The sequence below is a fragment of the Paenibacillus abyssi genome (assembly GCF_014640295.1).
In the GTDB taxonomy this organism is placed as follows: domain Bacteria; phylum Bacillota; class Bacilli; order Paenibacillales; family Paenibacillaceae; genus Paenibacillus_D; species Paenibacillus_D abyssi.
This window is the reverse complement of the sequence record NZ_BMGR01000006.1, coordinates 77,822-101,687: the sequence shown is the minus strand read 5'-3', so window position 1 is coordinate 101,687 and position 23,866 is coordinate 77,822. Positions and strand designations below refer to the sequence as shown.

Below are 23,866 nucleotides of genomic sequence, written 5' to 3'. Positions count from 1 at the left end.
ATTTTCTTGAAAATTTCATTTAACACTTGGGTTTACAGCAGCTTTCCGTCATGGCTGCCTTCTTATCCGCTTGAGGAAGTGATCAAGCGGTTGTCCCGCATGGGATATGATGGCATCGAGATCGGCTGCGCCAGTCCGCATGCCTGGCCGGATCACCTGACGCCGGAGCGCCGTAAGGCCGTGCTGCAATGCCTGCGGAATCACAAGCTTGCGGTATCCAGCATGCTGCCCGCGCCGGGCGGCGGTCCCGGCAATAATCCAAGCGCGCCGACTAAGGAGGAGCGGAGGTTTACGATCCAGCATTACAAGGATATCGCGCGCCTCGCCCATGAATGGGAATGTCCGACCGTGCTGTATATTGCCGGTTGGGCCATATTCGGCACGTCTCAAATTGATGCCTGGAATTATTCGCTTGAAGGGCTGACAGAAATCGCTCGTTATGCGCAGGAGCTCGGCGTAACGATCGCTGTTGAGCCGACCCCAACCGACAGCAACCTGGTCGAGACGGCGGACGATGCGCTCCTCATGGCCGAGCAGTCCGGCGAATCCAACGTTAAGGTGATGTTCGATACATTCCATGCTTTGTATCGGAACGAGGTGCCGAGCGATTACGTCTACCGGATGAAGGATAAGCTTCACCACGTCCATATTGCAGACAGCGACCGTCTGCCTCCGGGGCAAGGCACAGGCAACTTTGAGGCTGTCCTGAAGGCGTTGAAGGATATCGATTACAGCGGATATCTGACAATGGAGGTTGGTTTCCACACACGCAAGGCGGATCCGGATTGGTATGCGGAAACATCGATTCTATATTTGAAGGATACACTCAAGAAGCTGGACTGAATGAGGACGTTCGATACTCAAGGGATATCTGTGAGAAATAACAGGAGAGAGATTAATAGGCGAGTAAAATAGAGGCTGTCCAATCGGGCAGCCTCTTGTGCGCTTGGCAGTCCAATCGACTAAGGAGTTTTTAAATTAATTTCATATTATCCCTACCAATTTAATATGTTATTGTGTAAAATAATAAGTAACGAAGGAGGTTGTTATAAATGAAACGTCAACCATCGACGACGATCTATAGCTGCGCAATATCAGTACCCATGCACTGGGTCAGGGCGAATCAGCTTGGGATATTGCTAAGCATTATTGTGACCGTTGTCACACAACAGTATTGGGTGCTGGCGATCCCGTTGGCCGTTCAGCTCATTAGCCGCCAGTTCGGTATTAAGTATAATGCATTTGTCCGCTTATTCGCGCCGTGGCTTCCGGCTAGCGAGCATACAGAAGAACGTGTATTACTGCGCTTTAACAACCTGCTGGCAATCTTGTTCATGAGCGGTTCATTAATTACTTTTGCTCTGGGTGCTGCGGTTATCGGCTACATTTTCCTAGGGATGCTAACCATTGCCGTGGTCATGGCCCTTTCCGGTTTTTGCCTGGGCTGCTTCATGTATTTTCAGTGGAGACAGTTTTTGGCGCGCCGCCGGATGAATCAAAAAGCTTAATCCAATTATCTTATTCGAATTAAACCGTATGCCGCTGGCTGCGGTTTTTTGTATAAAATTTAGATATTAATTAATGTTCATGAATACGCATGCGATGCTTGTATAAACACTATTTAAGTAAAAGTGAAGTGAAAATCGGCGATTCCTTATCATTCAAAAAATGGCTTCGCAAGTAGATAGTCAGCTTGCGAAGCCATGACAGGAATAATTTCTAATTGCCATGCAGGTGAAGATGTAACACCACGCCTTCCCGGCCGGTGTCATTTTTGCTCGCTGCGGTCTTTTTGCCCCGTAATCTCAGCCAGAATTTCAAAGGACTGTACACGGGCCTTATGGTCGAATACTTGGGCAATGGCCATAATTTCATCTGCGCCGGTGTCATTCACGAATTTTTGCAATTTATCTTTAACCGTCTCTTTGCTGCCGATGATTGACGAGCCCAATTGCTGCTGCAGCGCCGCCAGCTCGTACGCGCTTGCCAGCTCTTTAATGTCATCCACCGGCGGCTGCAGCTGCACTTCGTTACCCCGGATCAGGTTCAGGAATTGCTGCTGCAGCGTCGTAGCCAAGCGGGTCGCTTCTTCATCTGTATCCGCCGCGATAATGTTAACGCCAACCATTGCATATGGCTTATCCAGCACCTTGGAAGGCTGGAAGGAGCGGCGGTACAAATCCATTGCCGGCAAGGTGTTGTTAGGTGAGAAATGGCTGGCAAAGGCAAACGGCAGACCGAGCTGGCCGGCAAGCTGGGCGCTGAAGCCGCTGGAGCCAAGCAGCCAGATTGGCACATTCAGTCCCTCGCCTGGAATGGCTCTCACCTGTGCTTTGCCTTCTGCCAAAGACGGATCAAAGTAAGCGCGAAGCTCGTCCAATTGTTCGGGAAAATCATCGCCATTTCTGCCGGTATCGCGTCTTAAAGCACGCGCTGTCCGTTGATCAGAGCCGGGCGCGCGGCCCAGGCCAAGATCGATTCGTCCAGGGAACAGGGATTCAAGCGTCCCGAACTGCTCTGCAATAACGAGGGAAGAGTGGTTAGGCAGCATGATTCCGCCTGATCCGACCCGGATTTTTGAAGTTCCATTTGCTACATGGGCAATCACGACCGAAGTAGCCGAGCTGGCGATAAAAGGCATATTATGGTGTTCCGCCAGCCAGTAGCGGTTATAATTCCATTTCTCGGCATGCTGAGCAAGATCCAGCGTATTGCGGAACGATTCAGCGGCACTTCCGCCGAGCACAATCGGAGAAAGATCAAGCACCGAATATTTAATTTCATTTAGTTGTTTGCCGTTGTTATGGTCTGACATAGTATCATCCTCTTTCTGATAATAATGTATATAATAATGATTATTAATTGTTCTTCGCAGCTTCAGCTAAAATTTCGTATGAACGCAAGCGGGCTTCATGGTCGAAAATTTCGGTGTGAGCCATGATCTCATCTGCCTCTGTTTTATGGATGAGCTCCTTCAGCTGCTGTTTCACTGCGGACGGGTCGCCGATGATGGAGGTAAAGAGCTGATCTTCCACTGCTTTGCGTTCATCCTCACTCCATACCGTATCCATGCTGTCAACAGGAGGCTGCAAGGGTGCGGCATGGCCGCGGGTGAGCAATAAAAACTTCTGATACATGGAGGTAGCCAGACGCTGTGCTTCCTTCTCCGTATCTGCCGCTGACACCTGTACGGATAATAGAACATATGGCTTATCAAGCACCTCTGACGAACGGAAGCTTTCCCTGTAGATCGCCAGTGCCTCCATCATATTGCCCGGCGCAAAATGGCCGGCAAACGAGAAGGGCAGGCCAAGCTGTCCAGCCAGCTCCGCGCTGTAAAATGCCGAACCCAGCAGCCAGATCGGTACCTTGGTATTTTCACCGGGAATCGCGTGAAAGCTGTGCACCCCGTTGGATGCTTGCGTGCCGTTCCCATGCAGATAAGCGATTAGCTCCTGCAGCCGCTCCGCAAATTCAGGCTCCCCGGCGACCCGCTGGCGCAATACCTGAGCGGTGAAGCGGTCTGTTCCCGGCGCGCGCCCCAGTCCAAGATCAATCCGCCCTGGAAAGAAAACCTCTAACGTGCCGAACTGCTCTGCTACAGATAGAGGAGAATAATGGGAGAGCAGCATAGCGCCGGAACCAACGCGAATCTTTTCCGTAACAGCTGCGACTCTTCCTATGACTACAGGGGAGGCGGAGCTGGCCATGCCTGCCCAATTGTGATGCTCAGCCAGCCAAAACCGTTTGTATCCCCACTGTTCCGCTTTTTTAGCCAAATCCAGCGTGTTGCGAAGAGACAGCTCCGGTGAACCTCCTGCGATAATCGGAGAAGGATCTAACACCGAAATCGGCGTACTCCTTAAGTTTTCCATGTTTATGATGTCCTTTCGTGCTGTTGTGTTATTTTTACGCTTCCACCGGAATTTGATGTGAAGGGAAGTGTGGTAAAATTTCTTCGCCAAGCTCCTGAATGACATCTTCAGGAGGGCGATGGGAAAAGTACAATACAAATGCGATATGATTGACGCCTATGGCTTGGAACCGCTGAAGCAGCTCCAATAAATGATATCGCCCGAGGCGATAGCCTAACGGTATACTCTGCGGCCTTTCATCGGGATTTTCCGATAAGTCGATGAATAAACTGTTCGAAAAAGGCTTGAATATGCCTGGTTCATACCGTTCAGTCAGCTCGCGGTAATCCTTGACGAGCAGCTCCTGCTGTTCAATGCTTCGCGGATATTGGAACCAACCGTCTCCATGGCGGGCGATCCATTCAAGCGATTGTTGGCTGAAGCCCGTCACCATCGTGGGAATCGCGGTCTCAGGTTTTGGAATTAAGCCCATCGTGCTGCCGTCTATATCGCCCAGGTTGGATTGAATGGTCGGGTTGTCCTCCTTCAATAACCGATCAAGAAACTCGTAGGTCTCCCGGAAGATTTCGCCCCTTTGCGGCCTGTCCACCCCCAGCGCTGTAAAATCCAGCTCCCGGTCGCCTGAAGCGACGCCCATGATCAAGCGACCCGGAAACAACCGGTCAATGGATGCTGCTTCCTTGGCGATTCGGACCGGATGCCGCAGCGGCAGGACAACACCAGCCGTGCCTAATGCGATCTGCTTTGTCTTCGCGGCAAGGTACGTTAAATAAATCCATAGATCATACATTTGTCCATTGTCATCAATATCAAGATTCTGTATCGTCACATCCCGCAGCCACATGGCGGCGAATCCGTAATGTTCGATCATTTGCGCGAGCTGCAGCTGATTTTCCATGATTGGGTATTTCGCCATTCGTTCGGTTGGAAGCACAAAGCCAAGTGTCAGTTTGTCTTGTTGATACAGCCTTTGAAATGCACCATGCTTTTGTTGGTACATGCTCACCCCACCTTATCTAAACATTTATAAATGTGAACCGATATATCGTTCAAATTGTTTGATCGTCTCTTCATTGCGCCGGTAATAGGTCCATTGCCCGATGCGTTTCATCTCCACCAAGCCGCTCTGCTGCAAAATGGACAAGTATTGGGAGGTTGTGGATTGGGATATGCCTGTCTTGCTGCGGATATCACTTACACACACACCGCCATCAAACCCATCCTCTTTGGTAATATGGATTTGTGGTGAAAAATATACTGCGGGCTCTCTCAGCATTTGGAGAATACGCACTCTTGTCTGGTTAGATAGCGCCTTAAAGATCTCTACCGCTTGCCCGTCATCCATCCCAACGATTTCTTTGCCCAATCGTATCTTCTCCTCTCTTTGTCATTATTCTCGTATCCCGTTAGTGTTAGTCACAGATTTATACGATTCACTTAGCGAGCAACAAGTCATCTATCAATCATGGCGCATCATTTAGTTGCTCAGATATATTTTATTCATATATCGAGAAATATCGATATCTAAATATTATTCATTTATGACCATCATGTCAACTCATGATCAAATGTCTTTATTTGAAAAATTATCCGGATATGGTGCAAGGCAGCAGGGAAACAGAACTAAAAATAGAAGTTAAACAGAATGGATTGACGACAATAACCCACTTTATTTTTAGGGAGACATTATTATGATGCTTGGTATTAAGGATAAAGTGATATTATGTATGATCCTGATCTTCGTTCATTTGGGCATATTAGCCGTCTACCGGATGGAAGGGAAATGGACGGATTATCCGCTATCTTGGTCCTATCCATACACCATCATCGTCCTTCTCATGATGTGTTTATCCGCTTATATGCTGTTTAACCGGCGGCACCATGCGAGACTATGGCTGTTTTCATTCCGAATGCTGATGGCTGCTGTGCTGTGCGTGCCTTCCTCCAGCGACATGCTGAGCTTTGCCTTTATCTTTGCCATTATGATCTTTGAGGGCTTTCTTTATTTACCGAGTATGCTTGCTTTGATCATAAGCGGTCTATGTACCGGCTATACTATCTTGCTGGTAAATCTAAATGTATCGCTGTGGTTCATGCCGGTGGAGCCGGTCGATGTGAAAAGTCTGACGGCAACCCTTACACTATATGTGTTATGTGGAGTGTCCGGCTATTATTTGGCCAGGGAGGCAAGACTGCGTGCGAAGGAGTTGAAAACGCTTAAGGAGTTGCGGGATTCCAATGAATCCCTTGCGCAAATCAATATTTCGCTCCAGAACGTGGCGGCTGAAGAGAAAGTAAAAACGCTGACGATGGAGCGAAACAGAATTGCCCGGGAAATTCATGACACGGTCGCTTATACGCTGACGAATCTGCTATCGCTATTAGAGGCTTATAAAGAAAGATTACAAGCGGATTCCCGGGAGGTGCCCGAGAACATCATGCAGGCCCGCAGCTTGGTCCGCGAAGGCTTGGGTGATATCCGTCAGGTATTGCGCGGCTTACGTCCGGGGGTAAGAGAAGGCTACAACGGCTTGGGAGGCATCAAGCATCTTGTCGAAGTTTTTACGAAAGCCTCCGGTATAAAAGTTTATTTGAGCTACGGGGATGTGCTGCAGTTTCCCGGCAAATCGATTGAAGACGTATTCTATCGGGTTGTGCAGGAGGGGCTTACGAACGCCTTCCGGCATGGACGGGCGACAGAGGTGTTTGTCAGTTTTCAAAGCGATCGAACGGGCATCAGGCTAACGGTCAGGGATAATGGACATGGTGCGGAAACGATAAACGAAGGTTACGGTTTAATCGGTATCGGCGAACGCGTAAAGGCGATGAATGGCACGGTGGATCCTTTTTCAAAGCCGGGGCTTGGATTTACATTGCGGGTTTGGCTGCCGATGGGAGAGGAGGAGAAGGAGAATGGAACCGCTGCGGTTAGTCATAGTGGATGATCAAAGGCTGTTTCGGGAAAATTTGAAAACGGTGATCGAAATCCGCATTAAAGCGGCGAAAGTGGTCGGCATAGCGGGAAATGGCATTGAAGCGCTGAGAGTGATCAAGGAAACACAGCCCAATCTTATTCTCATGGATATGCGCATGCCGATGATGGATGGTGTGGAATGCATCAAACATCTGAGAGCGGATGGCAACGAAACGAAAGTTATCGTACTGACGACGTTCGATGACGATCAGTATTTATTTGAAGCGCTGCAATACGGGGTGGCCGGTTATTTATTGAAGGATATTGAACCGGAGGAATTAACGAACGCAATTCTGCAGGTACAGGAGGGAGGGACGTTAATCTCTCCTCAGATGACCACGAAAATCGTGGATGAGGTAACCCGGCGCAGAAGAGCGGATAGGGCGGTATCCAAGAACGACTTGTCCCGCCTGACCCAGCGGGAGCTCGAGGTGCTGAAGCATCTGGGACTTGGGGAAGATAACCGGGAGATCGCCCGCAGCCTTCATCTGGCAGAAGGCACTGTACGGAATCATGTCAGCAGCATTTATGAGAAGCTGGAATTAAAGGATCGGGCTCACGCCATTCGTTATGCGATTCTATCCGGTGTGATAGGATAGGCTGCCGGCCATGACAACAAGGATGCCTGACCATGACAATTGTCATGGCCGGACATCCTATTTTCATGACAATAAATAGGTGGGGGTTCAGTATTACCTTGGCCGGGGATGAGATAAGATGGGTACTGTAAGAAAATCCAAGATAAAAAAAGGATGTGGGTCGACATGTTAAAATTGGGTCGTGCTTTGTGCTTGATAGGTATCATTGCTCTGTTCGCCGGGCTTGTTGCAGCTTGCGGATCAGGCAATAATGCCGAAACAAGCGGAAATAATGGAAGCGCTTCTAAAGGCGATAGCAGCACACAGAAGCAATCATTATCCATTCTGTATCAATATGCGAACGATGAGAACAAAGCGGGTATTGATGAGATCATCAATCAGTACAAAGAACAAAATCCTACGATTACTGTCAATACGCAGGGGGTACCGCTCAGCCAGTTCTATCAAGTGCTGCAGACCCGTGTATCGGCAAATGATTTGCCAGACGTCGTATTTGCTCCAACTGCGATTATTCCAAGCTATGCGGCACTTGGCGTACTTGGAGATCTGACGCCATACCTTCCGGAAGACTTTTTCAGCACCTTCTCGGAAGTGCGTACCTCAATCAACCACCAGAACGGGATGATCGTGGGCGTGCCGATTGCCGACTCGATTCGCGGTGTGATCTACAACAAAACGGCGTTTGACAAAGCCGGCATTGAAGCCCCGGGACTTGAGGACGAGCCATGGACTTGGGATCAGCTGACGGAAGCGGCCAAAAAGCTGCAGGAGGCTGAAGCTGTTCGATATGGCCTTATGTTTGAGAAGCCCAGCTTTGACGGGTGGCTGCCATTCCTCTTTCAGAACGGCGGTGCTTTAGTAGATGAACAAGGACAGCCGGCAATCAACAATGCGGCAGGCGTTGAAGCGATCGAATGGACAGTTAATCTTCACAAAGAAGGCATAGCCGCACCAGGCATTATCGAAGGCACGGATGATCCGCTTCGTCTGTTCGTTTCCGGCCAGGTGGGAATGTGGCTGAGTTCAGGAACATGGAATATTCCTACATTGGAAGAACAGGTTCAGGATTTTGAGTATTCGGTCACGTATATGCCGCAGCAGGCGAAGAACACAACGATTATCGGCGGGAATGATCTTGTTGCCTTCAAAACACAGAATGTCGAAACAGCCGCGCACTTCATTGAATTTGCGGTCAGCCCGGATATCATCTCGATCTTCACGAACTCGACGGCCAGCTTTCCTCCTAGAACCGATGCAAATAATATTGTGAATGCCCGAGAAGATCTGGTTCCGATCTTCTCGCAGCAAGGTCAATTTCTGGACGGTACGTTGAATGATCAATATTTCAAAGATTTCTATGGAAAGACAAAGGACCAAATGCTCCGGGAGCTTCAATCGGCTGTAATCGGTCAGCAGTCACCACAGGAAACAGCAGACAAAATGGCGGCTATTATCGCACAGGAACTGAAATAGAAACCACGTCTTTATAACACGGGCAGCTGGAAGACGGGGAGGCAGGGTCAGCAGTTTCCAGGCCTCCTCTCCGCTATCCCTTCCCCATGGATGGGGCTTTAAGGAGAGGAACGAGAATGAATTCGAGATTCAATCGAATCGCACCCTATGTATTTGTATTGCCGAATATACTAGTCGTCGTATTATTTGCGATTTATCCGTTAATCGCGAATTTTGTGCTGAGCTTTACAGAAGGGTCGTTTGAAGAAACGACGTTCGTTGGATTCGATAATTATATCCTGGCGTTCAAAGATGAATCGTTCTGGATTTCACTGCGAAATACGTTGTATTACACGCTCCTGCTTGTGCCGCCGACAATCGTGCTCAGCTTGGTCATTGCCGTCGGATTGAACAGGGCGATGCCGCTCAAAAACACGATCCGGGCCGTCTACTTGCTTCCTTACTTGCTTTCCTGGTCCGTTATCGGTTTGATTTGGCGCTGGATCTATAGCTCGAACTACGGCATTCTGAACAATCTGCTGGCCAGTGTGGGATTGCCTCCGCTGCGCTGGATTCTCGATCCGAATTTAACCATTCCTTCGTTAGCGTTTGTTGGGATATGGGCGGGCGTCGGTTATTACATGATGATTTATTTGGCCGGTCTGCAGGGCATATCGGGAACGTATTATGAAGCTGCCAAAATTGATGGCGCCAACAAATGGCAGCAATTTATTTATATCACGGTCCCTTCCTTGCGGCCGATTACGACGCTGATCGTCATCCTGGCGGTCACCTCCTCCTTCCGGGTATTCGAGCAAATTTATGTAATGACCGGGGGAGGGCCGGGAAGAGCATCGTTTGTATTGGTTTTATACATTTTCATTAAGGGCTTCAATGAATTCTCCATCGGTTACGCAGCAGCGCTTTCGGTCATCCTGTTTCTAATCCTGCTCGTTATAACCATACTGCAGCAAAAATTACTCAATCGCGATGAATAGTGTGTGTTCACGGAAAGGATGGATGCAAGGTGGCAGAAGTAAGAATGATGCCTGTTGGCCGCAAAGGCATGAAAAGAACCGTTGTACTTTCAACCATTTTTCGTTACGGCGTCTTTGTTATGCTTCTCTTGGGCGCCCTGGTAATGCTGTTCCCAATTGCTTGGATGGTTTCCATGTCCTTGAAGGAGCAGAACGAAATCTATACGCAGTTCCCGAAGCTGATTCCCGATAAAATAACGCTGCAAAACTTTTCGGAAGGCTGGGTCAAAGGGGGATTCTACGATTATTACGTGAATTCCACAATCGTGACCACGATCAGAGTGCTGCTTACCGTTGCCATTAATGCAATGGCCGGCTACGCCTTTGGGAAATACCGTTTCAGAGGGAAAGGCTTCTTGTTCCTGCTTGTCCTCTCCGCGATGATGATACCCGATCAGGTCCGCATGATACCGCTTTACTCGATGATCAATTCGCTCGGCTTTATGGATACCTTTGCGAGTGTCATTTTCCCGGGGCTTGGGGCGACATTCGGAACCTTCCTCATGACCCAGTACGTCAAGACGGTGCCGGACGAATTGATGGAAGCCGCGCGAATCGACGGCTGCTCCGAATACCGGATATTCAGCCAGATTATTATGCCGCTTGTCAAACCTGCTCTGGTGACGAATCTGATCTTCCAATTCATGTGGGGGTGGAATGATCTGCTGTACCCGCTTCTGTTCTTGCAGAGCCAAGAGAAGTATACGCTGCAGCTGGCATTGGCCTTCTTCAGGGATAGCGATACAGTTACAGCAGGGCCGATAATGGCGATGTCGCTTGCATCGATCATCCCGATTCTTATTATCTTTTTCCTGCTGCAGCGTTATTTTGTCGAAGGTATTGCGGTACATGGAGTGAAAGGCTAAAACAGGAGAGAGGAGTGGATAAACTATGGAAACCTTTGATTTGCGGGGGCTTGAAATACACAACAACCGGATGTGGCGCTGGTCTGCAGTTGAACGCGCACTGGATTTTATGTCGACGAACGGATTAAACGCACTCATTTTTCACCAAAATGATCTAATCGACAATCTCGTATTTCCTAAAGCCTATTTTACGCAGGACATGATGTATAAACGTTGGCCGATCCGCAGATCCACGATTGTCTCTAATCAGCTGTATATCCGCCAAGTTATACGCAAAGCGCGCAGCATGGGGATCGGTTTTTACCTCGAAGTGAAAGAGATCTGGTATCCGGAACAGCTCCTTGAGCTGTTCCCTCAGCTTAGGACGGCTGAGGGCGTCATATGTCCGACCAATCCGTTCTGGTTCGAGTTCCTGGGTACAAAAATCCGGGAGCTGCTTGAGGTGATGCCGGAAATCGCGGGAATCATCATGAGTCCGGCAACGCGGGAAAGCAAAGTATCCATCTCGACGAATCCATGCCAGTGCGAGCGCTGTAAACAGACGGAAAACGGACAATGGTATGAGCAGCTGCTTCAAGCCATGTTTACCCCCCTTTCCGAGAAGGGGAAGAATTTGGTGGTCCGGGATTTCACCTATACGATCGGCGAGCAGAGCGCGGTTGTCGATGCCGCCGCTGCGGTATCGACAGATATTATCGTGGCGCTTAAGAATGTCCCGCATGATTTCTGGCCAACCTTCCCTCACAATGTGAAGATCGGTGATACGAACGGCCTCCGTCAGTGGGTAGAGTTCGATGTGTGGGGACAGTATTGCGGGTTCGGCGTGTTTCCGGTCAGTCTTGTAGAGGATCTGCAGGATCGGATCCGTTATTGCAGGGAGAAGGGCGTATCCGGCGTCTGGTTCCGTACGGATTGGGAATTGATGAACGAGACGAGTGTGTTCAATAGCCTGAATATGTTGAATTTATACGGCGGGGCTCTGCTTGCCGGCAATCCGGATATCGATCTGGATGCCGTTTATCAAGCATGGGTAGAAAACGGACTATATACTTCCATGTATCCTGAATCGACTGCGAGAGTGCCGGTCATTTCTGAGGCTTCCAACGCTGTGGAGCGGTGGAAGGCCTTTATGAAGGCTTCATGGTCCGTCATCGAAAAAACGCTGTACACGAGAGGACATGTATTTCAATACAGCAGTAAAATCTCGCCGACACTGGAAGACTTCTTTTATGTCGTTACCTCCTATCACAGCCGGGATCAATGGGAGCCGGGAGCATCGGAGCGGATTGCCCGCACAGATGAGAATATTTGGGGGATCATTGCCGAGAAGCAAGCGGCAGTAGAGGAAGTGAGCAAGCTTCGTTCGATTCTTGAACCGGAAACGCTCGGCGTCCCGCAGCTGTTTATAAGGGAATTAGATATCACGCTCGACCTTTACCTGTATTACGTGAAAAATTTCTATTTCGCCGTCTCCGCCAGCTTCTGGGCGAAGAAAGCGCTGGAGACCGGAGAGGCTGCCGATATCAGGCTGGCCCGCGTTGCAGTGGATGAACTTTCCGCATTCCGCATAGAGCTTACGGAGAGGATGGCGGATACTTACTATCCTTTCTATATGTATTGGATGCTGGACGGAGAATTGCTGCAGTCGTTGGAGAACGACATCAAGAAACAGCTTGACAAGATTAGGGCTAAACTTCTTTGATTCTGATAATATTGCGCAGCGGAGCTGCCTGGGTTAGTCGGGGATTTTCATTCCCATCATTTGGTTTTTACCGACAGCTTGGGGCAGCCGCGTGCGCTTGACCGGAGGCCAAGATGGAAAATAAAATTGATCGCCGCGCGCTCGTCAAAAGGCATAATCCCGTCCTGAACCGGCTTGATCCGTTGTCACCGTTGTCAGTGGGTAACGGGCAATTTGCATTTACTGCGGATTTGACAGGTCTGCAAAGCTTTCCGCAGCACTACGAGGTTCCGCTTGGCACTCAGTCTGAATGGGGCTGGCACAGCTCCGGAGGGCCGGGGAAGTACAGTCTTCGGAACTTGCGGCTGCAGCCGTATGAATCACACGGACGTCAGGTCGGATATGCAATAGATGACAAAGGGCAGGAGGAGCCGTTTCATTGGCTGCGTCAGAATCCGCATCGCCTGCAGTTAGGGCAAATTGGTCTAAGGCTCTTTGCCGCAAATGGGCATTCGGTAGAGCTTAGGGAGCTTCACGAAATCGAGCAGCGGCTTGACATGTGGAATGGCGTGCTGGTCAGCCGCTTCAAGGTCGATGGCATTCAGGTCTGCGTGCGTACGGTTTGTCATCCTGAAATGGACAAGCTCGGTGTTCGGATCGAATCGGAGCTGCTTACTAGCGGCAGGCTTGAAGTGACGATCGGTTTTCCTTCCCCTCTTCCAACCTCCAGAGAATGGGCAAATTCGGTAGGGTTGAATTGGGGAGATTCCAGTGCGCATGAGACTCGATTTATTCAGGGAGCGCCGGGCCAAGGGGTTTTTGAACGTTCGATGGATCAGGACGGGTACAGCGTGAATGTGGTGTGGAGCCATGGCCAGATGGCCAAAGAAGAAGCCCACCGGTTTCGGCTGATTCCCGGCGGAGCAGAAACCTCTTTTGATTTTACGCTGCAGTTCGCACCAGGGAGTATACCTGCTGAAATGGCTGTATCCAATCATCCGGCACCTTTACCCCATTATGTGGATATCGAGCGCGCCAGCGCAGCGCATTGGGAACGTTTCTGGCTGCAAGGCGGCGCGGTCGAATTGGCGGGAAGCCGGGATACTCGCGCATGGGAGCTGGAACGCAGAATTGTCCTGTCCCAGTTTCTGACGGCAATTCACTGTGCGGGAACGCTTCCGCCGCAGGAAACCGGACTTCTCTACAGCAGCTGGTTCGGTAAATTCCATCTGGAGATGCATTGGTGGCATGCGGTGCATTTTGCCTTGTGGGGGAGAACCCATCTGCTGAGAAAAAGTCTGGATTGGTATATTCATATTTTACCTGAAGCGAGGAAATTAGCGGGATCGCAAGGCTACGACGGGGCAAGATGGCCAAAGATGGTTGGTCCCGAGGGGCGTGACAGCCCATCGCCGATTGGCCCGCTGCTGATCTGGCAGCAGCCGCACCCGATTGTATATGCGGAATTATGCTATTTGGCTGAACCTGCTAAGGCAACCCTGGACTATTTTCACGACGTGGTTATGGAGACGGCAGCCTTCATGGCTTCCTTTGCCGTCTGGCAGCCGGAGGAGAAGCGCTATGTGCTCGGGCCTCCTGTGATTCCTGCACAGGAGGAGCACCCGGCTGGGGAAACGCTGAATCCCGCCTTTGAGCTTGAATATTGGCGGCACGGTCTGATTCTGGCACAGCAATGGAGAATGCGGCTGGGGCTGTTTCCTGAGCCGAAATGGCAGCATATCTGCGATCATCTATCAGAGCTGCCGACAGCAGACGGCGTGTATATAGCTCATGAGAATGCACCGGATACATTCAGGAAGACCAATACGGATCATCCCTCCATGCTCGGGGCGTTAGGAATGCTTCCGGGAGGACTCGTCGACCGGGTAACGATGAATAACACGCTGCACAAAGTCATGAATGAGTGGCAGTGGGATACGTCATGGGGCTGGGATTTCCCGATGACGGCCATGACAGCCGCCCGGCTCGGAGACGGAGCGGCCGCGGTTGACGCTTTGTTAATGGACGCACAGAAGAATACGTATTTGCCCAGCGGGCACAATTATCAGCGTGAAGGCTTGACTGCTTATCTGCCGGGCAACGGGGGATTGCTTACGGCAGTTGCTCTTATGGCCTGCGGATGGCAGGGGCGAGCCGAACAAGCTGAAGCCGATCAAGCTGATGCCCCCGGGTTTCCCCGCGACGGCTCATGGTCGGTGAAATGGGAAGGCTTGAACGCCTGGTTGTGAAAGCTGCCTCTTAAACGCCTAACAATTAAACTGCCTTTAGAAGCAACCACCTTCTTGTCATCTAAGCGAGCGGGTGGTTGTTTGTATGGGTGAAATTCCGGGCGGCGAGGCTCTCGTTCCTTCACCTATATTGCGCGGGAAGCTCGATCGTTACGGTAGTTCCTTGCCCCGCTGCGCTGTCGATCCGGATCGAGGATTGGCCGCCGAACAAATGCTCCAGCCTTTTTCTTGTATTGAACAGTCCGATATGCCGCAAACCCGGGCTTTTTTTGTTCTCCACTTTGTCCCAGATCGTTGCAAGCTGGCCGGCTTCCATGCCGATGCCGTCGTCCGCGACCGAAATGATGAGCGTTCCCTCCCGCACTGCCGCCGTTAAGCGGATGATCCCATGCTCGTCCTTCGGACAAATCCCGTGAAAGATCGCATTCTCGACAAAGGGCTGGATCACATACCGCGGTACCAGGCAGTCTAAAGCTTCATCCGCCACATCCCACTCGACATCAAACATGTTCACATACCGGTAGGACTGCACGGCAATGTAATCCCGCAGAATCCCGAGGTCGCCGCGAAGCGGGATCAGCGACTGCCGGTCGCCCATCTTCGCGGCATCCTGCAAAATGCGGATGAAAGAGCCCACCATGCGGACGATGTCTTCATTGCCTTGCTTCTGAGCCATATAGATGACGGCATTTAACGTGTTGTATACAAAATGGGGGTTGAACTGCGAAAGCAAAAGCTCCAGTTCCATCTCCCGCTTTTCCTTCTCGTAACGAATGGATTCATCCAAGTGAACGCGCAGCTGCTCGATCATCCGGTTAAAGCCTTGCCCGAGCTTCTCAAGCTCGTCTCCGGTCCGGATGGAAACGGAAGTATTCAGGTTTCCGCTCGAAGCGGCGTTCATGGCATAGTATAGGCGCATAATCGGTCTTGTAATCCGGAAAATCGCCGGCATCATCAGCAGCAGGATCAGAATCGTACTGGTGAGTGAAAAGACGCCGAGCAAATAAATGACGATTCGGCCGCGCTCCAGCAAGGTCTGTTGGGAGATATAAGATACGAGCGTCCAGTTGTTCCCTGCAAACCGGTCGATTATCATATACCCCCCTTTAATTTTATGAACCCCGTCCCCATGCCGGGCAGCTTTTTCCGCCAGCGAAGCGGCTTCCAGTTTGCCGGGATGGCCCTGAATTTTCTCATATAACAAATAATTGCCGCTGTTGATCCATAGAAAATCGTCGAAGTCACTGCTCCCGAATTCCAGCAGCGATTCGAAGCTGCTGTAGTCGAGGTTGAGAATCAGCTCCCCGATTTCTTGTCCGGACTGCTCGATATCTTTTACCTTAACGATGAAGCTGATCGTTTTGTTCTCCGTCAACGCATTGAAGAAGATTGTATATGGTTCTGTAAAAGCATACGGCTGGCCTGACTTTGCATAATTCTGATACCACTCTTCTTTCATGCGTTCCTGAAAGTAGGAATCGTTTTTGGCTACGCTCCAGAACGTTTCTCCATCCGGCATCACGAGCGCGAAGCTGGTCACTTCCTTACGAAGCCCCTTGTTGTTGTTTAAATAACGGAAGGTATCCTCCTGCATGGCGAATTTCCCGAAGATATCCGCTTGGTCGTAATCTTTGAAAAAGGATTGCAGCTGGTCGGAAATAATGAGGGAAAACGAAAATTTGGCGATATCGTCGGACATGTACTGCAGCTGCCTTGAAGTCTGCCTTAGCTTGGTTTCATCATTATGGAGCATTTGATCGACGAGAATTTTCTCGTAATAGTAATACGTGAAGCCCGCAGACAGCAGGAAGCTCACGGCCGCGACAATGATAATGCGCTGCAAAATGGTCGTGCGAAGGCTTTTCATGGCCGGTATCCGCCTCCGCCGTCCCGGTATTGATGGGGGAGCTCCCCGGTCATACGTTTGAATACCTGGCTGAAATGCTGAGGCGACCGGTAGCCGACCCTGGCCGCAACCTCGGTCATTTTAATATTTTCCTGGCGGAGAATGCGTTTGGCTTGATTAATCCGATGTGCTGTTAAATAATCAAGAAATGTGCGTCTCAGCTCCCGTTTGAACAATTGATGAAGATAGGAAGGGCTGATTCCGGTTGCATAGGAAACGTCTTCAATATTGATATCGTTGTGGAATTGCTCGTGAATGTAGCGCAAAGCAGCGGACAGTTTACTGGAAATATGGTGTTGGCCGGCGTCCCCGCAGAGATCGCCAAGCATAGCGGCAAACCGCCGGGCAATCTCGTCGATACGGTAGACGGGCGAGTATTCCGCGGGATCAAAAGGATCGATGTCGGGCATGCCCTTCTTCACGCGGATATCGTTCACTGTCGAGGCTAACAGGCTGACCAAATCATATAGCCCCCGAAGATCCCAAACGGGCCGGCAGACCTGGGCGAAAAGATCGTTTACGGCATGCTGAGTACGTTCGCAGCTGTTCTGCGCCAAGCCTTCATGGAGCCTGTCGGGCTGGATGCTGCGGCTTTGGTGCACAGCGTTGTCTCCCGGAAGCGGGAGACTGTCCGCATCGAGCAAGGCGCCGCGGCCGCAGAAAACGGCATGAAGCGCAGCTGCGCTTAGCTGGTGAAAGGTGGAGGTCAGACAGGTGGAATCGGCTGTCTGGCAGGCATAGAAGACGGAAAACGACCGCTCATACTTGCGGTTTAAATGCGACTGCACCGCCGCCGCCAGCTCATGCAGCGCTTCACGCATCAGCGCTGCAGCCTTATTCTTCTGGGAGAACAATAAGGCAAATTGGCTCCCGGTGACGGGGAATTCACCGATCAGCTGCCAGGCTTCGTGTGCGGAGAAGCGTTTCGTTTCTTCCGCCGTCCATCTGGCCGAAAGCGCAGCCGCAGGCTGTATTGAGCCCGCGGGCACCGCTGAGAAAGGGCTGTCTGCATGAATGAACATCATGGCATAGGGAGGCTTCATGCCGCTTGCCTGGCATAAAGCAGCCCGGCCGATAACCGCATCCTTGATCAGCTCGCTGCGCTGCTGCCGGCGCTGTATTTCTTCGGTTTCCCACGCTTGCCTGGCTTTGTTAAGCTCATGCAGCAATTTATGGCTGTCCACCTCGTGCTTGATCAAATAGCTGGATACGCTGCCCAGTGAAATCGCCTGCCTGGCGTAATCAAAATCTTCATAGGCGCTCATAACGATAAATTTGACGCCATACTGCTTATCAGAGACGCAGCGGATCAGCTCAAGGCCGTCCATGACGGGCATGCGGATATCCACAATCATGATCTGAGGGCGGTGCTCTTCGCATAACCGCAGGGCGCTTCTGCCGTTTGTCGCAGTGGCCGCGATCTCAAATCCGTGCTTGTCCCATGGAATAAGATGTTTAATATGTTCGATGGCAAGACGCTCGTCATCGACCAATACGACCTTCATGCCCCATCCTCCTCTACCGAATCTACAGATGTATTATGATTAACGCACAGTTCAGGTGCTCGGGCAAGAGGCAGTATAGAATCGCGACCAAAAATGTAGGATTGTGATGTTTACGCTTACATTTTTGGCGGGATATCATTGTAAGCGGATACAATAAACTATGATGAAAAGGGAGGATCTTCGATGCTTAGACAAAAATGGATGAAGCGAATCGGCAGCTTTACGGCGATCATCATGCTGGCCGGCTTATTGGCGGCCTGCTCAGGCGGAGGCGGTTCAAACGGCAATTCAGCGGGCTCGGGCGGCAATTCAGGCGGTGAAAGCGCCGGCACAGGCGGGACAAGCGGCAGCGGCGATAAGGGCGAATTCGTGCTGTGGACCTGGGAGCCGGAGCATCCGACCGCATTGGCGGCGTTTAACGAAAAATATCCCGACATCAAAATGAAACGCGTGAATGTTGCGGCGGAGGATGTGACGATGAAGCTGCAAACCACGATTGCCTCGGGAGGCGAGCTGCCGGATGTCATCCGGATTGAGCGCGGACAGCGTGCGAAGATTTTTGACATGGATATACTGGAAAACTTAGAGGCGCCTCCTTATGACGCAGACCGTTCACTGCTGTTCGATTACGACCACGAATCCTTTGCGGTTAACGGCTCACTCGTTGCGATTCCCGATGATATGAGCGTTGCCGGGATGGCGTACTTGAAGCCTCTGACATTGGAATATCTCGGTACGGATAATCCCGAGGAGCTGGAAGCGATGCTGCCGGACTGGGAAACGTTCATTGAGAAGGGCAAAGAAGTGGTTCAAAAAAGCGGTGGGCAAGTGAAGATGTTCCCAAGCCTGGGCGACGCCTACACCTTCATCCGCGGCCAGCGCCCCGGCCCGTTCTTTGACGGCGACAATGTCAACATGGACGTGCTGCAAGAGGTGGTCGCCGATCTGGTCAGCTTCCGGGATACCGGCATTGTGGATAAGCTGGATCAATGGACGCCGGCGTGGAATGCAACATTCGGACAATCCAAATATATGTTTGCGATGTCACCGGTATGGATGCCGCAGTATGTCATTGGCGCCAATGACAAAGCCGAAGGGCGCTGGGGCCTCATGGTCGCTCCGGGCGGCGGATTTATTGCCGGCGGTTCCTCGCACGGTATTCCGAAGGGCGCCAAAAATGCGGAGCTCGCCTGGAAATGGATCGAGTTCACCTCGATGACGCAGGAAGGCGCCGAAGCGCAGAAGGCGGACGGCGTATTCACGCATTACAAGCAGGCTTATGAAGACCCGGCGTTCACCAATTGGACGTGGCCGAGCTTCGGCGATCAGGACATCGGCGAGAAATACTTTGTCGACATCTCGGAGACCACAAGAGACGTGCCTGAAAATGTGAACGACCTGGTGCTTAACGAGGTGATGAATATCGTGCTTCAAACGCTTGCCAAAGACCCTTCTTTTGGCGTAGAGCAAGCCATGGAGCGCATCAAAAAAGAAATGAAGGCCAAGGCGCCAAGCGTTGTCATGGAGTAGCCAAAGGCTTGGAGAGCGGCCGGTATCCGGCGGCTCTCCGGTTTTATAACAAGCATTGCGGGAGTGTGAGCGCTAAAGATGGTCAAAAAAAGCTGGGTGCCCTATTTCTTTCTGTCACCGTATATTTTGTTTTATCTCGCTTTCGGCCTCATTCCGATTCTCTTCTCCTTCTATGTCAGCTTGACGAGCTGGGACGGCATCAGCAGCCGGACGTTCGTCGGGCTGGACAATTATAAGTTTCTATTTAATCAGGACTCCTATTTTTTATTATCCGTTGGCAATACGCTGCTCTTTGTCGTGCTGACCCTTCCGCTGCAAATTATTTTCGGCCTGATTATCGCTTCGCTGCTGTACAGCCGCTGGGTCAAGTGGAAAGGCTTCTTTCAGCTCGTCAACTTCCTTCCTTATATTGTTACGCCGGTAGCCGTAGGGCTGATGTTCAATCTGCTGTTTGACTGGCAGGCCGGCTTTGTCAACAAGCTGCTTCTTCATCTGGGCCTCGTCGATGAGGCGGTCTACTGGCTGGGCGACCCGTTATATGCGCGGATGGTCATCGTGCTGATGCTGTTTTGGAAAGGTTTCGGCTATACGATGATTTTCTATCTGGCCGGCCTTGCCAACATTCCGAAGGATTTGAATGAAGCGGCCCAAGTGGACGGGGCATCGTTCCTTAGGATCTTTATGTCCATCACGCTTCCGCTGCTCAAGCCGGTTACCGTGTTTATTGTAATTACGGGAATCATTGGCGGCTTTCAGCTGCTGGAAGAACCGATGATGCTGCTCGGCGGCTCCGGCATGGGCTCAAGCGCGGCAGTAATCGGGGGGCCTGACAGATGCTGTCTGACCACCGTTTGGAATATGTATGATACCGCATACGGCAGTACCACCCGTTATGGCCTTGGGGCTGCTATCGCATACGGCCTCTGCGTCATCATCGCGGTGTTCTCGTTTATCGGCGCAAGATTCTATAGGGGGGAGCAACAATGACAAATTCGCTGCGTACGACGCTTGGAACGGTGGCCATTGCCCTGCTTTCTTTGTTCGCGCTGCTGCCGTTCTATATTATGACGATCATGGGCACCTACCAGAATGAAGAGCTGTTCAGCAAAATCGTGCTCGTTCCCGGCAACTACCTGCTTGAAAATTTCAAAACCGTAGCTGCTAGCCGCTTCGATCTCGTTTACCTCAACAGCTTGATCGTATCGCTCTCCAGCACGGTGCTGTCCGTGCTTGTCAGCGCATTTGCCGGCTTTGCTTTTGCCAAGCACGAGTTTAAGCACAAAAATAAAATCTTTGCCGCCGTCCTGCTGACGATGATGATCCCAGGCCAGCTCGGCCTGGTCGCTTATGTCATCGAGATGCGCTACCTCGGCATGTCCGGGACGCTGCTTCCCCTCATCCTGCCATGGGTCGCCAACGCTTTCGGCGTCTTCTGGATGACGCAGTTTATTAAAAGCGCGGTGCCGACAGAAGTGCTCGAAAGCGCGCGGATTGACGGCTCTTCCGATATCGGCGTATTTTTCCGGATCGTCATTCCGTTTATTTACCCGGCGATTACGACGCTGTCCCTGCTCGTTTTTCTCTGGTCGTGGAACAATTACCTGCTTCCGCTCATTATTATCAATAAGCCTGAACTGTACACCATTCCGCTTGGCATTACCTCGCTCGGCGGCGCATACCGGACCGACCTGGCCGCGCAAATCCTCGGCCTTACGATCGGAACGTTTCCGGTGCTGCTCCTGTTCGCGATCGGCTCCAAAAGCTTTATCCGGGGATTGACGGCCGGCTCGGTGAAGGGATAAGCGGGTAGCGGGAAACTTCGTTATCCTGACCGCAGTTTTACCGAAGCGGACCGGAAGCTGCCCGCTTTGATATCATCCGCCCAACCGATCAAGATTGGGGCCCGCGGCCGCAGTTGTTTTTATCGGATGCGGATGCCGTTACATGTATCACACTTAAAAAAAGGATGTGGTTGCAGATGACAAAATCAGCGGCGAAATCAATCGGGTTGAATCAACTGCAGTTAGGGGTCTGTTATTACCCGGAGCATTGGCCGGAATCGATGTGGGAGGATGATTTCCGCAGAATGCGCGAGCTGAATCTTTCCATCATCCGCGTTGCGGAATTTGCCTGGTCGATATTTGAACCGGAGGAAGGGGAATTTCGCTTCGAGCTGTTTGACCGGGTGCTGGATTTGGCGGGCAAATACGGGCTGAAGGTGATCATGGGAACGCCGACGGCAACACCGCCCGCTTGGCTGACGCAGCGGTACCCCGAGGTGCTGAACATGTCTTTGGAGGGTGTGACGTACCAGCACGGCGCACGGCGGCATTACAATTACAGCAGCCCTAAATACCGCGAGCTGTGCGCCCGCATCACGGAGCGGATGGCGGAGCACTACAGGGATCATCCCGCCGTCGTCGGCTGGCAGATTGATAATGAACTGAACTGTGAGATTAACATATTCTACTCCGATGCGGATCATGCCGCCTTCCGTGAATGGCTGAAGGTGAAATACGGCAGCCTGGCGAAACTTAACGAGGCCTGGGGAGCGGTATTCTGGAACCAGACCTACACGGACTGGCAGCAGGTTCACTTAACCCGCCCGACCGTGTCGAATAGTCCGAATCCGCATCAGGCTTTGGATGAGAAACGCTTTATCTCGGATAATGCGATCTCCTTCGCCAAGCTCCAAGCGGATATTTTGCGCGAGAAGGCGCCGAATCATTGGGTGACGACGAACGGCATGTTCGGACATCTGGACAGCCATGAGCTTACGGATCGGACGCTGGATTTCTTCTCTTATGATTCGTACCCGCAATTTTCCACAATCTTTCCGGGGAATGACGAGAATCCGCTGCTGGACCGGGCATGGAGCCTGAATTTGACGCATACGCGCTCGGTATCGCCGAATTTCTGTGTTATGGAGCAGCAGTCCGGACCCGGCGGCTGGGTGAACCGGATCGAAATGGCGTCCCCCCGCCCCGGACAAATGAGGCTGTGGACGTATCAATCGATCATGCATGGAACCGACATGCTGCTTTATTTCCGGTGGCGGACGGCGACGGTCGGAACGGAAATTTATTGGCACGGCATTAATGATTACCATAACCGGCCGAACCGCAGGGTCCGCGAGCTGCGCCAGATCAGCCAAGAGCTGGCTTCCCTGGGCAGCTCGATCGCCGGAACCAAGTATCGGGCGGAAATCGCGATTTTGCGTGATTACGACAATTTGTGGGACGGCGAGCTGGACAACTGGCATGGTCCGCTCGACAAGCAAAGCGTGCGTTCCTGGTTCAAGCAGCTGCAGTACCGGCATATTCCGGTCGATGTACTCTACCTGCGCAAGCATACTGCAGTTGAAGATTTACTGGCTTACAAGACGCTAATATACCCGCACGCGGCGATCATGACCGATCAAACAGCGCAGCTGCTCACGGAGTTTGCCCGTCGCGGCGGCAAAATTATCTTCGGAGCGCGCACCGGATACAAAAATACGGATGGGCACTGCAATATGGCTCCGTTCCCGGGGCCGGTCGCGGACTTATGCGGCATCACGGTAACGGATTTCACGTTGATTAAAGGAACCGTTCAGCCTGCGCTGCTGAAATGGAGTGCTGCGCCTGAGGTTTCCTGGAATGTGGAAATGTCAGAGATGAAGGCTGAAGGGTTCAACGATATTCTGCAGGTGGAGGATCCATCGGTTGAAATTGTTGCAGCATATGCCTCTGATTATTATGCCGGCGCGCCTGCACTGACCAGACGCAAACAGGGCCAAGGTGAGGCTTGGTATTACGGAGCAGCCTTCAGTGAACCGGTCGTCGATGCGCTGATCGGATTGCTGGGCTTGCAATCTCCTTTGGCGGGCTGGGTGCTGCTTCCCCCACAGGTAGAGACAGGCATCCGTTCCTCCGGAGAGACGGACTATATATTCCTGCTTAATTACGGCGCCAATCCCGCTGAGATTAAGCTGGCGCAGGAAACAAACGAGCTGCTTGGCGGTGAAACGTTAAACGGTCATGTCGAGATGCCGCCCTACGGTGTTTTGATACTGCAGCGGAAAAAGTAGCCGGTCGATTGTTGCAGGCTATTGCCGCCTTGCTGCTATTGAGGCGATCGGTGACCGGTTTCTGACATCAACCGTTCCAACTAAACAGATTAACGCTGAAAAACAACGCTAAAGCTGAAAAGC

At 51.5% G+C, this 23,866-nt stretch carries 19 protein-coding genes; 13 read left to right on the top strand and 6 right to left on the bottom strand.

What is annotated here, in order from left to right; translation table 11 throughout:
- The first annotated feature begins 6 nt into the window (after positions 1–6).
- Complete coding sequence (locus IEW11_RS10360) at positions 7–843, top strand: sugar phosphate isomerase/epimerase family protein (RefSeq protein ID WP_229725138.1); 837 nt, start codon at positions 7–9, stop codon at positions 841–843.
- A 209-nt stretch (positions 844–1,052) separates the two neighbouring features.
- Positions 1,053–1,508: a DUF4395 domain-containing protein gene (locus IEW11_RS10355; protein WP_188531007.1), complete on the top strand. Its 456-nt coding sequence runs from the start codon at positions 1,053–1,055 to the stop codon at positions 1,506–1,508.
- Positions 1,509–1,768: 260 nt separating this feature from the next.
- Here the strand turns inward: IEW11_RS10355 and IEW11_RS10350 are convergent, their stop codons facing one another.
- Genes IEW11_RS10350 through IEW11_RS10335 form a run of 4 tightly spaced genes read right to left on the bottom strand, consistent with a single transcriptional unit; the run spans position 1,769 to position 5,220 of the window.
- The gene (locus IEW11_RS10350) at positions 1,769–2,815 is read right to left on the bottom strand and encodes an LLM class flavin-dependent oxidoreductase (protein WP_188531006.1); all 1,047 of its coding nucleotides are present in this window, start codon (positions 2,813–2,815) and stop codon (positions 1,769–1,771) included.
- A 43-nt stretch (positions 2,816–2,858) separates the two neighbouring features.
- On the bottom strand, positions 2,859–3,875 hold the full coding sequence (locus IEW11_RS10345) for an LLM class flavin-dependent oxidoreductase (protein WP_188531005.1): 1,017 nt from the start codon (positions 3,873–3,875) through the stop codon (positions 2,859–2,861).
- Between the two features lie 34 nt (positions 3,876–3,909).
- Positions 3,910–4,875: a TIGR03571 family LLM class oxidoreductase gene (locus IEW11_RS10340; protein ID WP_188531004.1), complete on the bottom strand. Its 966-nt coding sequence runs from the start codon at positions 4,873–4,875 to the stop codon at positions 3,910–3,912.
- 24 nt (positions 4,876–4,899) lie between these two features.
- Positions 4,900–5,220, bottom strand: a complete 321-nt coding sequence (locus tag IEW11_RS10335; RefSeq protein ID WP_188531172.1) for an ArsR/SmtB family transcription factor — start codon at positions 5,218–5,220, stop codon at positions 4,900–4,902.
- Positions 5,221–5,566: 346 nt separating this feature from the next.
- Here IEW11_RS10335 and IEW11_RS10330 point away from each other — a divergent pair, with 346 nt between their 5' ends.
- The 7 genes from IEW11_RS10330 (at position 5,567) to IEW11_RS10300 (ending at position 14,733) form a co-directional block, all read left to right on the top strand.
- Positions 5,567–6,820, top strand: coding sequence for a sensor histidine kinase (locus IEW11_RS10330; protein ID WP_188531003.1), 1,254 nt, complete (start codon positions 5,567–5,569; stop codon positions 6,818–6,820).
- Positions 6,789–7,448 carry a response regulator gene (locus IEW11_RS10325; protein ID WP_188531002.1) on the top strand — a complete coding sequence of 220 codons (660 nt, stop codon included), beginning with the start codon at positions 6,789–6,791 and terminating at the stop codon, positions 7,446–7,448. Before IEW11_RS10330 ends, IEW11_RS10325 begins: the two co-directional genes overlap by 32 nt.
- Before the next feature lie 165 nt (positions 7,449–7,613).
- Positions 7,614–8,921, top strand: coding sequence for an ABC transporter substrate-binding protein (locus tag IEW11_RS10320; protein WP_188531001.1), 1,308 nt, complete (start codon positions 7,614–7,616; stop codon positions 8,919–8,921).
- Between the two features lie 116 nt (positions 8,922–9,037).
- Positions 9,038–9,898: a carbohydrate ABC transporter permease gene (locus IEW11_RS10315; RefSeq protein WP_188531000.1), complete on the top strand. Its 861-nt coding sequence runs from the start codon at positions 9,038–9,040 to the stop codon at positions 9,896–9,898.
- Between the two features lie 29 nt (positions 9,899–9,927).
- On the top strand, positions 9,928–10,803 hold the full coding sequence (locus tag IEW11_RS10310; protein WP_188530999.1) for a carbohydrate ABC transporter permease: 876 nt from the start codon (positions 9,928–9,930) through the stop codon (positions 10,801–10,803).
- Between the two features lie 25 nt (positions 10,804–10,828).
- Positions 10,829–12,505 (top strand): hypothetical protein, encoded by a 1,677-nt coding sequence (locus IEW11_RS10305; protein ID WP_188530998.1) that lies wholly within the window; start codon positions 10,829–10,831, stop codon positions 12,503–12,505.
- Between the two features lie 113 nt (positions 12,506–12,618).
- Complete coding sequence (locus IEW11_RS10300; protein ID WP_188530997.1) at positions 12,619–14,733, top strand: glycoside hydrolase family 65; 2,115 nt, start codon at positions 12,619–12,621, stop codon at positions 14,731–14,733.
- A gap of 121 nt (positions 14,734–14,854) precedes the next feature.
- On the opposite strand, the gene IEW11_RS10295 is transcribed toward IEW11_RS10300, so the two are convergent.
- Together IEW11_RS10295 and IEW11_RS10290 are read right to left on the bottom strand one after the other, a co-directional pair.
- Positions 14,855–16,600 carry a sensor histidine kinase gene (locus tag IEW11_RS10295; protein WP_188530996.1) on the bottom strand — a complete coding sequence of 582 codons (1,746 nt, stop codon included), beginning with the start codon at positions 16,598–16,600 and terminating at the stop codon, positions 14,855–14,857.
- Positions 16,597–18,144, bottom strand: coding sequence for a helix-turn-helix domain-containing protein (locus tag IEW11_RS10290; RefSeq protein ID WP_188530995.1), 1,548 nt, complete (start codon positions 18,142–18,144; stop codon positions 16,597–16,599). Before IEW11_RS10290 ends, IEW11_RS10295 begins: the two co-directional genes overlap by 4 nt.
- A gap of 183 nt (positions 18,145–18,327) precedes the next feature.
- Here IEW11_RS10290 and IEW11_RS10285 point away from each other — a divergent pair, with 183 nt between their 5' ends.
- From IEW11_RS10285 to IEW11_RS10270, 4 genes are all read left to right on the top strand, one after another.
- Positions 18,328–19,674, top strand: coding sequence for an ABC transporter substrate-binding protein (locus IEW11_RS10285; RefSeq protein ID WP_188530994.1), 1,347 nt, complete (start codon positions 18,328–18,330; stop codon positions 19,672–19,674).
- Between the two features lie 78 nt (positions 19,675–19,752).
- On the top strand, positions 19,753–20,661 hold the full coding sequence (locus IEW11_RS10280; RefSeq protein WP_188530993.1) for a carbohydrate ABC transporter permease: 909 nt from the start codon (positions 19,753–19,755) through the stop codon (positions 20,659–20,661).
- On the top strand, positions 20,658–21,476 hold the full coding sequence (locus tag IEW11_RS10275) for a carbohydrate ABC transporter permease (protein WP_188530992.1): 819 nt from the start codon (positions 20,658–20,660) through the stop codon (positions 21,474–21,476). The genes IEW11_RS10280 and IEW11_RS10275 overlap by 4 nt, the downstream gene beginning before the upstream one ends.
- A gap of 176 nt (positions 21,477–21,652) precedes the next feature.
- A complete protein-coding gene (locus IEW11_RS10270) occupies positions 21,653–23,743 on the top strand; it encodes a beta-galactosidase (RefSeq protein WP_188530991.1) in 2,091 nt (696 codons plus the stop codon).
- The last annotated feature ends 123 nt before the right edge of the window (positions 23,744–23,866 follow it).

Bases quoted from the DNA above. Each gene is read 5' to 3' on its own strand.
- IEW11_RS10325 (WP_188531002.1), top strand. From the start codon at position 6,789: ATGGAACCGCTGCGGTTAGTCATAGTGGATGATCAAAGGCTGTTTCGG.
- IEW11_RS10345 (WP_188531005.1), bottom strand. From the start codon at position 3,875: ATGGAAAACTTAAGGAGTACGCCGATTTCGGTGTTAGATCCTTCTCCG.
- IEW11_RS10280 (WP_188530993.1), top strand. From the start codon at position 19,753: ATGGTCAAAAAAAGCTGGGTGCCCTATTTCTTTCTGTCACCGTATATT.
- IEW11_RS10330 (WP_188531003.1), top strand. From the start codon at position 5,567: ATGATGCTTGGTATTAAGGATAAAGTGATATTATGTATGATCCTGATC.
- IEW11_RS10320 (WP_188531001.1), top strand. From the start codon at position 7,614: ATGTTAAAATTGGGTCGTGCTTTGTGCTTGATAGGTATCATTGCTCTG.
- IEW11_RS10290 (WP_188530995.1), bottom strand. From the start codon at position 18,144: ATGAAGGTCGTATTGGTCGATGACGAGCGTCTTGCCATCGAACATATT.
- IEW11_RS10350 (WP_188531006.1), bottom strand. From the start codon at position 2,815: ATGTCAGACCATAACAACGGCAAACAACTAAATGAAATTAAATATTCG.
- IEW11_RS10305 (WP_188530998.1), top strand. From the start codon at position 10,829: ATGGAAACCTTTGATTTGCGGGGGCTTGAAATACACAACAACCGGATG.
- IEW11_RS10300 (WP_188530997.1), top strand. From the start codon at position 12,619: ATGGAAAATAAAATTGATCGCCGCGCGCTCGTCAAAAGGCATAATCCC.
- IEW11_RS10315 (WP_188531000.1), top strand. From the start codon at position 9,038: ATGAATTCGAGATTCAATCGAATCGCACCCTATGTATTTGTATTGCCG.
- IEW11_RS10275 (WP_188530992.1), top strand. From the start codon at position 20,658: ATGACAAATTCGCTGCGTACGACGCTTGGAACGGTGGCCATTGCCCTG.
- IEW11_RS10295 (WP_188530996.1), bottom strand. From the start codon at position 16,600: ATGAAAAGCCTTCGCACGACCATTTTGCAGCGCATTATCATTGTCGCG.
- IEW11_RS10270 (WP_188530991.1), top strand. From the start codon at position 21,653: ATGACAAAATCAGCGGCGAAATCAATCGGGTTGAATCAACTGCAGTTA.
- IEW11_RS10355 (WP_188531007.1), top strand. From the start codon at position 1,053: ATGAAACGTCAACCATCGACGACGATCTATAGCTGCGCAATATCAGTA.
- IEW11_RS10340 (WP_188531004.1), bottom strand. From the start codon at position 4,875: ATGTACCAACAAAAGCATGGTGCATTTCAAAGGCTGTATCAACAAGAC.
- IEW11_RS10285 (WP_188530994.1), top strand. From the start codon at position 18,328: ATGCTTAGACAAAAATGGATGAAGCGAATCGGCAGCTTTACGGCGATC.
- IEW11_RS10335 (WP_188531172.1), bottom strand. From the start codon at position 5,220: ATGGATGACGGGCAAGCGGTAGAGATCTTTAAGGCGCTATCTAACCAG.